Raw genomic sequence first — 10,584 nt, forward strand, 5'->3', positions numbered from 1 at the left:
CCCGCCAGCGTGGCGCCCTTCACCGTGGAGAACGGCCACCTCACGCCGACCATGAAGGTCAAGCGCCGCGCCGTCCTGAAGGACCACGCGGCGGTGGTGGAACAGCTTTATCGCTGATGCCGCGGCCGGCGGTGCCGGCCGCGGGCGCCGCCTTAGCCGATGGTTTCCATCACGAGGCGGCGGATCTCGGCCTGGGAAAGGCCTGAGGAGGAGCCGTTCCGCACGGCCAGCGGGGCCTTCAGGGCCTCCGTCACGGTCTGCATGCGGGGCTCGATGGTATGCGTATTCAAGGTAGTCCGATCCTTTGAGGCGGCGCGGGTCTGCGCCGCCATGGCTTGGTTCTGGAGTTTGAAAGCCGGCGCGGCCACCATGGCCACGCGGCGTCGCGCGGCCTGAACGCCACAGAGCCCAAGGGGTTGCAGGGCATTGTTGAAGCGGCTTGCGCGGGAAGGAAACCGGCATGGCCCAGAGGGCCGGCATGGATGCATGCGCCGCGCGGTTTCCGCCTAGGCACCATCTGGGGTGCCGCATGGCCGGGTTCAAGCCCTCCCGCCAGCCTCCGGCCAGCCTGATCCAGGCCCGCTCTAGCGGCCCGGGTGCGGCTCGCCCACGCCAGCCAGCAGGGCGGCATCGGCCGCCTTCTCCGCGGCGGCGTCCTCGGCGGCGGCCTCCTGCGCCGCCACCTCCTCGCGCTCCACCGCCGCCTCCTGCGCCACCGCCACCAACTCGGTGCTGACAGGCTGCACGGGCATCACCAGGAAGTCCTCCTTGACCTCCGGCGCGGCGCGCTGGCGCATGCGGTACAGCCCCCACAGGGCGATGAGCAGCTGCGCCGCGAGGATCAGCCAACCAAGGCCCGGATTGCCCAGCATGGACATGGCCGTGCCACCGATGATCGGCCCCAGCGCCGAGCCGGCGCCCCACAGGATCAGCAGGCCACCCGAGGCGGCGGCGAACTCGCCGGGCTGCACATGGTCGTTCACATGCGCCAGGATCAGGCTGTAGCCGGGGATCACCATGGCGCCGAACAGCGCCACCAGGCTGTAGGCCAGCCAGCGCGGCGGGTCCTCCGGCACCAGCAGCACCATGGACAGCAGCGCCGCGCTGGCCAGCAGGGCGAGCCCCACGATCAGCCCGCGCCGGTCGATGCGGTCGGACAGCCAGCCCATCGGCCAGGTGGCGGCGAAGCCCCCCAGCGAGCCGCAGGCCATGAACACCGCCACCGCCGCCGCGTCGAGCCCCAGCCGCTGCGCGAAAAGCGGGCCCAGCGTGTAGTAGGCGCCGGTGCTGATGCCGCTGAGGAAGGCCGCCACCACGCCGAAGGGGGACTGGCCGTAGAGCCGGCCGAGATCGAGCGCCGCGTCGCCCTCGGTTTGCGCCGGGGCCTGGGCGCGGGACAGCACCACCGGCACCAGGGCGAAGGAGATGATCATCGAGATGACGCAGAACAGCACGAAGCCGCCCGGCGCGGCGGCGGTCAGCAGCATCTGGCCGGCCACGCCCGCGATCATGCCGGTCATGCCGTAGATGCTGAGGATCTGGCCGCGCACGGAGGATGAGGCGGCGCCGTTCAGCCAGCTCTCCACCACGATGAACAGCCCGGCGAAGCAGAAGCCGGTCAGCGCCCGCGTCACCGGCCAGACCCAGGGGTCCATCACCAGCAGGTGCAGCAGCGGCGCCATGGAGGCCACGGCGGCGAGCGCCGCGAAGGCCCGGGTGTGCCCCACCATCCGCACCAGCCTTCCGCCGCGCAGCGAGCCCAGCATCAGCCCCACATAGAAGCCGCTGCCCACCAGGCCGATCTCGGTGGCGGTGAAGCCCTCCAGCCCGCCGCGCACGGCCAGCAGAGAGGATTGGAGAGTGTTGCCAATCTGCAGCAGCGCATAGCCGAACAGCAGGGCGAAGACGGTGGCCAGGGTGCTGACGAGCGAGGAAGGCAAGGGAAGCTCCGCAGCTTGCAGGGGCCGGAAGGCCCGGCTGGGGGCGGCCCGCTACGGATACCGCCAGCGTGGCCGGAAAGGCCACGCCTGGCCCTCTAAAGGCGGCGCGGGGCCACGGTTGCACGCCCGGGCGCGCCGCGCGGAGGGCGGCGGCCGCGGCGGCCGGTCACATGCCGAGGGCGCGGCGGTACAGGTCGAGCAGCGTCTCCTGCTCCTCCACCTCGGCCGGCTCCTGCTTGCGGATGCGCAGGATCTGCTTGATCACCTTCACCTCGAAGCCGGCCGACTTGGCCTCGGCGAAGATGTCCTTGATGTCGTCGGCGAGCGCCTTGCGCTCCTCCTCCAGCCGTTCCACCCGCTCGATGATCGAGCGCAGCCGGTCGGCGGCGATGCCGCCCACTTCCGCCTCGGAATCGGCTTCCTGGCGCTCGCGGCTGGCCTGGGCCTCCTGCGCGTCGAAATCGCTCATCATCGTCTCCAGAAACGGACCAGAACCGGCGCCCGAAGGCGGCGCCGGAGGGGCGCGGGTATAGCCGCGCCGCCAGGGCCGGGCAAATGCCGAAGGGCCGACGAGGCGGGGTGGGCGCCCTCCTCAGTGGCCCGGGTTCTGGGCGGCGAAGCGGGCCTTCTGCTCGGCCGAGGCCTCCTTCTGGTGCTTCGCCTGCCACTCCTTGTAGGGCATGCCGTAGACGGTCTCGCGCGCCTCCGCGTCCGGCAGGGCGATGCCGCGCGCCTCGGCCGCCTCGCGGTACCAACGGCTGAGGCAGTTGCGGCAGAAGCCGGCCAGGTTCATCAGGTCGATGTTCTGCACGTCGCTTCGCTCGCGCAGATGCTCGACGAGGCGGCGGAAGGCGGCGGCCTCCAGTTCGGTGCGGGTGGCGGGGTCGATCTCGGTGGACATGGGGCTGGTCTCCTTCTGGGGAAAGGTGGGGTCGGGGGCCAAGGTGGGGTCGGAACCACCCTCCTGCCAAGGCGCCCCCCCTGACGATGCGCCGCCCGGGTCCCATATCCCCGGCGACCGCCCCGCCCAGCGGGGTTCCTGCCATCCCGGCCAACCGCCTGGGGAGTTCCCGAATGATCCGCTATTCCGTCCTCGACCTCGCGCCCATCAAGCAGGGCGAGGAGGCCTCCCACGCCTTCCACAATGCCCGCGATCTGGCGCAGCACGCCGAGCGGCTGGGCTACCACCGCTTCTGGCTGGCCGAGCACCACAACATGCCCGGCATCGCCAGCGCCGCCACCGCCGTGGTGATCGGCCATGTGGCGGCGGGCACCTCCACCATCCGGGTGGGCTCGGGCGGCGTGATGCTGCCCAACCACGCGCCGCTGGTGATCGCCGAGCAGTTCGGCACGCTGAACGCCCTCTTTCCCGGCCGCATCGACCTCGGCCTCGGCCGCGCGCCGGGCACGGACATGCGCACGGCGCGGGCGCTGCGCCGCAACCTGGCGGGGGACGTGGACAGCTTCCCGCAGGACGTGGTGGAGCTGCAGCAATGGTTCGCGCCCGTGCAGCCGGGCCAGCCGGTGCAGGCCGTGCCGGGCGGCGGGATGGAGATCCCGATCTGGCTGCTGGGCTCCAGCCTCTACAGCGCGCAGCTCGCCGCGGCGCTGGGGCTGCCCTTCGCCTTCGCCTCGCACTTCGCGCCGCAGGCGATGATGCAGGCGCTGGAGATCTACCGCGAGGGCTTCCGCCCTTCCGCCCAGCTCGACCGTCCCTATTCCATGGCGGCCATGAACATCTTCGCGGCCGACACCGATGCCGAGGGCGAGCGCCTGTTCACCTCGCTGCAGCAGCAGTTCCTGAGCCTGCGCCGGGGCACGCCGGGCAAGCTGCCGCCGCCGGCCGAGGACGTGGCCGCCCTGCAGAACGAGGCCCGCCACGCGGGCGTCGGCCAGAGCCTGTCCTGCTCGGCGGTGGGCTCGCCGGAGACGGTGCGGCGGCAGATCGCCGAGTTCGTCGAGAAGACCGGCGTGGACGAGCTGATGCTGACCGGCCAGATCTACGACCATGCGGCGCGGCTGCGTTCCTTCACCATCGGCGCCGAGATCTGCCGCGGGCTGGTGAGGCAACCGGAAGCGGTCTGAGGTCAGGCCTCGAGGACGGCAGCAAGCAGCCCCCGTTCAGGGGCTGCCGCTGACCTGGTCGGTGTCCTCGCCCGTGCTCTGGCCATAGGCCCGCTGCGGCGCGCCGGCCGTGTGGAGGACGGGATCTCCCCCCTCCGCGCGCTCCAGATGGGATTTCAGGCTTTGCAGCGCCGCCTCCATCCCGCTGGCCAGGGCGTCGTGCGGGGTCTGGCGCTCGGTCGGGTCGTTGGGCGTGGCGGTCTCGGCATCGAGGCGGAGCGTGAGGCGCGCCACCTTGCCCTCGCCCTCCACCCGCCATTCGCCGCTGGGCGAGAACTCCCAGCGGACGGTTCCCGCCGCACGGTCCAGCGCCAGATCGCCTTCCGGCCGGTCGGTCTCTTCCCGCCGGAGCTGGGGCAGCCATTCCCGCCAATGGTCGAGATCCGCCACATAGGCGAGGACCTCGGCGGCGGGACGGCTGATGGTGATGCTCTGTTGCATAGCGTGATGAACACCGCCGCCCGGGCGCGGTTGCCGGATGACCGCGCCCCCGCTTCCCCGCCTCAGGCGTTGCCGGACAGGTAGTCCATGGCGGCCTTCACCCCGCCATCCTGGTGCGGCACGCCGGCGACGCGCAGCCCCATCTCCACCCCCGACAGCGTGCCCATCAGCGCCAGGTCGTTGAAGTCGCCCAGGTGGCCGATGCGGAACACCCGGTCGTTCAGCCGCCCGAGGCCATTGCCGAGGGACATGTTGAACTTCTCCAGGATGGCGGCGCGCAGCGCATTGGCGGAATGCCCTTCCGGCACGCGCACCGCCGTCAGCACGGAGGAATAGTGGCGCGGGTCCTCGCATTGCACCTCCAGCCCCCAGGCGCGCACGGCGCGGCGGGTGGCCTCGGCGTGGCGGTCGTGCCGGGCGAAGACGTTGTCCAGCCCCTCGGCCAGCAGCAGGTCCAGCGCCGTGTCCAGCGCGTAGAGCATGTTGGTGGCGGGCGTGTAGGGGAAGTAGCCGGTGGCGTTGGAAGCGATCATCGGCTTCCAGTCCCAGAAGGAACGCGGCAGCCTCGCGCTCTCGCTGGCCTTCAGCGCCTTCTCGGAGACGGCGTTGAAGGACAGGCCGGGCGGCAGCATCAGCCCCTTCTGGCTGCCCGAGACGGTGACGTCCACGCCCCACTCGTCATGGCGGTAGTCCATGGAACCCAGGGAGGAGATGGTGTCCACCAGCAGCAGCGCCGGGTGGCCGGTGGCGTCCATCGCCGCCCGCACCTCGGCGATGCGCGAGGTGCAGCCGGTGCTGGTCTCGTTGTGAACGACGCAGACGGCCTTGATGGCATGCGCCGTGTCGGCGCGCAGCCGGGCCTCGATGCCGGGCACGTCGGCCGCGCGGCGCCAGTCGGTCTGGATCAGCTCGGGCTTGAGGCCCAGGCGCTCGGCCATCTCGCGCCACAGGAAGGCGAACTGGCCCGTCTCGCACATCAGCACCGTGTCGCCGGGCGAGAGGGTGTTGACCAGCGCCGCCTCCCACGCCCCGGTGCCGGAGGCCGGGTAGATGATCACCGGCTGGGTGGTCTTGAAGACCTGCTTGACCTTCTCCAGCACCTGCTTGCCGAACAGCCCGAAATCCGGCCCCCGGTGGTCCATGGTCGGGTTGTCCATGGCGCGCAGCACGCGGTCGGGCACGTTGCTCGGCCCCGGGATCTGCAGGAAGTGCCGGCCGGCGGTGGGCTTGGACTGGAAATAGGCCATGATCGTTTCCTTCCCCGCGTAGGGTGCTGATGCGCTGTCTCTTACGGGTCGGCCCATGTCCGGCGCCAATGAGTTCGGCTCGTGGGATTGATGAGCATTATAGATCGGACAGGACGCGCCGGCCGCGCTAGGGAGATGCTGGACAGGGCGGCTCCGGTCGCCAGCTTGGGATTCCGGCGTGGCCCGCTCCGCAGGCGCCACGCCCAGCACCGCCAGTCGGGGAACGCCGAATGAACGCCATCCACCACTCCAAGGTCCGCCCCGGCGACCCGGCCCTGGCGGCGCGGCTGAAGCGCGAAACCGAGGGCGAGGTGAGGTTCGCGCCCGCCGACCGCGGCCGCTACGCCACCGATGCCAGCATCTACCAAGTGGAGCCGATCGGCGTGCTCGTGCCGCGCAGCGTCGCCGACGTGCAGGCGGCCATGGCGATCTGCCGCGAGGCCGGCGTGCCCGTGCTGCCGCGCGGCGGCGGCACCAGCCAGTGCGGCCAGACCGTCAACCGCGCCCTGGTGATCGACTGCACGAAGCACCTGCGCCGCGTGCTGGAGGTGGACGAGGCGGCGGGCATTGCCCGGGTGGAGCCGGGCATCGCCCTCGGCGCGCTGAACGACGCGCTGAAGAGCCGGAAGAAGTTCTTCCCTGTCGATCCCTCCACCTGGGCACGCTGCACCATCGGCGGCATGGCGGGCAACAATTCCTGCGGCAGCAAGTCCATCCGATACGGGCTGATGGCCGACAACGTGCTGGCCATCGACGCGCTGCTGGCCAGCGGCGAGCGCTTCACCTTTGGCGAGGTGCCGGACAACCTTGGCGGCGAGGTGCCCGCCGGCGTGGCCGCGCTGGTGCAGTCGCTGCGGGCGCTCGGCGCGCGCGAGGCGGAGGAGATCGCCGCGCGCTTCCCGCGCCAGCTCCGCCGCGTCGGCGGCTACAACATCGAGGCGCTGACGCCGGCCGCCCGCGCCGAGGGGCGCGGCAACCTGGCGCGGCTGCTGGTGGGCAGCGAGGGCACGCTGGCCTTCTCCGCCTCGCTGGATTTGAAGCTGTGGCCGGTCAAGCCGCGCAAGGCGCTGGGCATCTGCCAGTTCCCCACCTTCCGCGCCGCCATGGCGGCCAGCCAGCACCTCGTCACGCTGAACCCGGAGGCGGTCGAGCTGGTGGACCGCACCATGATCGACCTCGGCCGCTCCATCCCGATCTACCGCGCCACCATCGAGCAGATGCTGATCGGCGAGCCGGACAGCCTGCTGATCGTCGAGTTCCACGGCGACGACGACGCGGCGCTGCTGCGCGACATCGCCCGGCTCGAGGAGATGATGGGCGACCTCGGCTATCCCGGCGCGGTGGTGCGCGCCACCGATGCCGGCTTCCAGGCCGCCATCGCCGAGGTGCGCGAGGCGGGGCTCAACATCATGATGAGCATGAAGGGCGACGGGAAGCCTGTCTCCTTCATCGAGGACACCGCCGTCGACCTGCCCGACCTCGCCGACTACACGGAGCGGCTCAACGCGGTGTTCGAGCGCCACGGCACCAAGGGCACCTGGTACGCCCATGCCTCCGTCGGCTGCCTGCATGTGCGGCCGGTGCTGAACATGAAGGATGGCGGCGACGTCGCGAAGATGCGCGCCATCGCCGAGGAATGCTTCGCCCTGGTGCGCGAGTACAAGGGCAGCCATTCGGGCGAGCACGGCGACGGCATCGTCCGCTCCGAGTTCCACGAGCCGATGTTCGGCGCCCGCATCGTCCGCGCCTTCGAGGCGGTGAAGGACAGCTTCGACCCCGACGGGCTGCTCAACCCCGGCCGTGTCGTCCGTGCCCCGCGCATGGATGACCGTAGCCTGTTCCGCTACCCGCCGGACTATGCCGCCGACCCCGCCGTGCAGCCGGCGCTGGACTGGTCCGCCTGGCCCGGCCCGCAGAAGGGTTTCCTCGGCGCCGTCGAGATGTGCAACAACAACGGCACCTGCCGGAAGTTCGATGCCAACGTCATGTGCCCTTCCTTCCGCGTGACGCGGGAGGAGCAGCACCTGACGCGCGGCCGCGCCAACACGCTGCGCCTGGCGCTGACCGGCCAGCTCGGCCCCGACGCCCTGGCCGGCGACGAGGTGGCCGAGGCGCTCTCCCTTTGCGTCTCCTGCAAGGGCTGCAAGCGCGAATGCCCGACCGGCGTCGACATGGCGAAGATGAAGATCGAGGCCCAGCACGCCCGCGCGCGGAAGCATGGCGTGAAGCTGAAGGACCGCATCATCGCCGAGCTGCCGCGCTGGGCGCCCTGGGCGGCGCGGCTGCCGGAGGTGGCCAATGCGCGTGACACCATCCCCGGCCTCGCCGGCCTGTCGGAGCGGATGCTGGGCCTCGCCGCCGGGCGGAGCCTGCCGAAGTTCCGCCGCGACGTGTTCCGCGACCGCGAGGCGGTGACGGCCGGCCCCAGGCAGGAGGTGCTGCTCTTTGCCGACACCTTCAACCGCTACTACGAGCCCGATGTGCTGCGCGACGCGGTGGCGGTGCTGGGCCATGCCGGCTATCGCGTTCGCCCGGCGCAGGCGCGGGAGGAGGGCCGCCCGCTCTGCTGCGGCCGCACCTATCTCGCCGCCGGCATGGTGGACCGCGCGCGGGAGGAGGCGCGCCGCACGCTGGAGGCCCTCTCCCACACCGACGCGCCGGTGGTGGGGCTGGAGCCCTCCTGCCTGACCACGCTGCGCGACGAGTTCATCTCCCTCCTGCCCGGCGAGGCTTCGCGGCGCCTGTCCGAGCGTGCCTTCCTCGCCACCGAGTTCCTGGCGAAGGAGGATGCTCCGCTGCCGCTCCATGGCGTCCAGGCCAGCCGCGCCCATATCCACGGCCATTGCCACCAGAAGGCGTTCGGCGCCTTTCCGGCGGCGGTGAAGACGCTGCGCCGCATCCCGGGGCTGGAGGTGACGCCCATCGCCTCCTCCTGCTGCGGCATGGCGGGCAGCTTCGGCTACGAGGCGAAGAACCTGGAGGTCAGCAAGGCGATGGCGGAACTTTCCCTGATCCCGGCGGTGCGCGCCGCCCCGGACGAGGACCTGATCGTGGCGGACGGCACCTCCTGCCGCCACCAGATCCGCGACCTCTCGGGGCGCGAGGCGCTGCACTCGATCCAGGTCCTGGCCCGCGCGGTGCGCCCGGCATGACGGCGCCGCAGGAGGTTCTCGACTTCTGGTTCGAGGGCGAGCCGGGGCTGTTCCGCCGCCGCTGGTTCCAACGTGACGACGACTTCGACGCGGCCATCCGTGCCCGCTTCGGCGGGGCGGTGGCACCGGCGCGGGACGGCGCGCTGGATGGCTGGGCCGAAACCCCGGAAGGCGCCCTCGCCCTGACGATCCTGCTGGACCAGTTCCCACGCAACCTGTTCCGCGGCACGCCGGAAGCCTTCGCCAGCGATGCCCATGCCCGCGCCATCGCCCGCCGTGCCGTGCTGGAGCGCCGGCACGACCTCGCGCTCCACCCGGTGCAGCGGGGCTTCCTCTACCTTCCCTTCGAGCATTCGGAGGAGATGGCCGACCAGGCGCTCTCCGTCACCCTGTTCGAGGGGCTGCGAGACCACGGGGAGGCCCGCCAGCCCGGCGGCGTCATCGACTACGCCTGGCGGCACTGGGCGGTGATCCGACGCTTCGGCCGCTTTCCCCATCGCAACGCGGCGTTGGGGCGGGAGAACACCCCTGCCGAGGCCGCCTATCTGGCGCAGCCGGGCGCGGGTTTCTGAGGGTGCGCCGGGACCAGGCTGAAGGTTCCCGGCGGCGATGTCACAAGGTTGTGCGCCCCTGCGGCCGCTCGCCCTTCCCTTGCCTCTCCGGCAAGGCAGGGAGCGCCCTGGCCCTGCGGCCAGCGTCCCTGAATCCGTGAATTCCTGCGGATGAACCTTGCTCAGCCCGCGAGAAGGGGCAGCGGGCAAGGTTTGTGACAGATTTGCCACAACCCTATTTCATTGTGGAAACGTACCGAAACCGTGGCGTGCAACCCTGGTTCTTCCTGTGCCCGCTCAATGGGTTGCCAAGGAATAACACCATGACGCTACGCCGCCTGCTTCTCGCCGCCACCGTCCTTGCCACCCCCGGCGCGGCGCTCGCCCAGGGCTCGTCCTCCTCCCCCTGGTACTCGCCGATGAGCTGGCTGCCGACTGCCGCGGCCGAGCCTGTTTCCGGCGTCTATATCGGCGCCGGCGCCGGCTGGAACCACTCCGATGCGCGCGGCATCACCGCCCTCGGCGGCAACGCCGCCTACTTCGACAACACCTCGGGCAACCGGCAGGGCAAGCTCGGCTTCGAGGAAGGCTTCATGGGCGCCCTGTCGATCGGCTACGGCTTCGGCAACGGCCTCCGCACCGAGATCGAGGGCAGCTACCGCTACAACAATGTCGACCGTCTGGGCGGCTTCCAGAACCGCGCGGGCGGCGCGCCGGGCGTCGCCTTCCGCAACATCGACGGCGACATGCAGCAATACGCCGTGATGGCCAACGTCTTCTACGACTTCCAGCTTCCGCGCTGGTTCCCCAACATGCCGGTGGCCGTGGTGCCCTATATCGGCGGCGGCGTCGGCTACATGTGGACGGATCTGGAGGCCAGCGGCACCCGCCTGCCCGCCGGCGCCAACAGCGTGCAGATCGACGACACGGCCGGGCAGTTCGCCTATCAGGGCATCGCCGGCCTGGCCTTCCCGATCACCTCCGTGCCCGGTCTCTCCATCACCGCCGAGTACCGCTACACCGGCGCGCTGCAGTCCAAGTTCGACGGCTCGGTGCGCAACCCGGCGGGCGGCATCGTTTCGCGCGGCAAGTACGAGGTCGATCAGGCGCACAACCACTCGGCCATGCT

At 71.1% G+C, this 10,584-nt stretch carries 10 protein-coding genes; 4 read left to right on the forward strand and 6 right to left on the reverse strand.

Annotation, left to right across the window (positions count from 1 at the left end):
* Window positions 1-152: 152 nt before the first annotated feature.
* The 4 genes from CR162_RS22570 to CR162_RS21075 all read right to left on the reverse strand — a co-directional run bounded on the left by CR162_RS22570 (window position 153) and on the right by CR162_RS21075 (window position 2,841).
* The gene (locus CR162_RS22570) at window positions 153-290 is read right to left on the reverse strand and encodes a hypothetical protein (protein WP_176559976.1); all 138 of its coding nucleotides are present in this window, start codon (window positions 288-290) and stop codon (window positions 153-155) included.
* Between the two features lie 294 nt (window positions 291-584).
* Window positions 585-1,940, reverse strand: coding sequence for an MFS transporter (locus tag CR162_RS21065; RefSeq protein ID WP_099097449.1), 1,356 nt, complete (start codon window positions 1,938-1,940; stop codon window positions 585-587).
* A gap of 166 nt (window positions 1,941-2,106) precedes the next feature.
* Window positions 2,107-2,409 carry a DUF2312 domain-containing protein gene (locus CR162_RS21070; protein WP_099097450.1) on the reverse strand — a complete coding sequence of 101 codons (303 nt, stop codon included), beginning with the start codon at window positions 2,407-2,409 and terminating at the stop codon, window positions 2,107-2,109.
* 123 nt (window positions 2,410-2,532) lie between these two features.
* The gene (locus CR162_RS21075) at window positions 2,533-2,841 is read right to left on the reverse strand and encodes a DUF1244 domain-containing protein (RefSeq protein ID WP_099097451.1); all 309 of its coding nucleotides are present in this window, start codon (window positions 2,839-2,841) and stop codon (window positions 2,533-2,535) included.
* Window positions 2,842-3,014: 173 nt separating this feature from the next.
* Here CR162_RS21075 and CR162_RS21080 point away from each other — a divergent pair, with 173 nt between their 5' ends.
* Window positions 3,015-4,025 (forward strand): LLM class flavin-dependent oxidoreductase, encoded by a 1,011-nt coding sequence (locus CR162_RS21080; RefSeq protein ID WP_099097452.1) that lies wholly within the window; start codon window positions 3,015-3,017, stop codon window positions 4,023-4,025.
* 36 nt (window positions 4,026-4,061) lie between these two features.
* On the opposite strand, the gene CR162_RS21085 is transcribed toward CR162_RS21080, so the two are convergent.
* Both CR162_RS21085 and CR162_RS21090 read right to left on the reverse strand, forming a co-directional pair.
* Entirely contained in the window at window positions 4,062-4,505 is a 444-nt protein-coding gene (locus CR162_RS21085) for an SRPBCC family protein (protein ID WP_099097453.1), read from the reverse strand.
* Window positions 4,506-4,567: 62 nt separating this feature from the next.
* Window positions 4,568-5,752, reverse strand: coding sequence for a pyridoxal-phosphate-dependent aminotransferase family protein (locus tag CR162_RS21090; RefSeq protein WP_099097454.1), 1,185 nt, complete (start codon window positions 5,750-5,752; stop codon window positions 4,568-4,570).
* A gap of 230 nt (window positions 5,753-5,982) precedes the next feature.
* On the opposite strand from CR162_RS21090, the gene CR162_RS21095 reads away from it, so the two are divergent.
* The 3 genes from CR162_RS21095 to CR162_RS21105 form a co-directional block, all read left to right on the forward strand.
* A complete protein-coding gene (locus CR162_RS21095) occupies window positions 5,983-8,904 on the forward strand; it encodes an FAD-binding and (Fe-S)-binding domain-containing protein (RefSeq protein WP_099097455.1) in 2,922 nt (973 codons plus the stop codon).
* Window positions 8,901-9,476: a DUF924 family protein gene (locus CR162_RS21100; protein WP_099097456.1), complete on the forward strand. Its 576-nt coding sequence runs from the start codon at window positions 8,901-8,903 to the stop codon at window positions 9,474-9,476. The genes CR162_RS21095 and CR162_RS21100 overlap by 4 nt, the downstream gene beginning before the upstream one ends.
* A 302-nt stretch (window positions 9,477-9,778) precedes the next feature.
* Window positions 9,779-10,584, forward strand: an 806-nt coding sequence (locus tag CR162_RS21105; protein WP_099097457.1) for an outer membrane protein, incomplete at its 3' end; no start/stop codon positions are given.

Source organism: Teichococcus rhizosphaerae (assembly GCF_002631185.1).
GTDB classification, from domain to species: Bacteria; Pseudomonadota; Alphaproteobacteria; order Acetobacterales; family Acetobacteraceae; genus Pseudoroseomonas; species Pseudoroseomonas rhizosphaerae.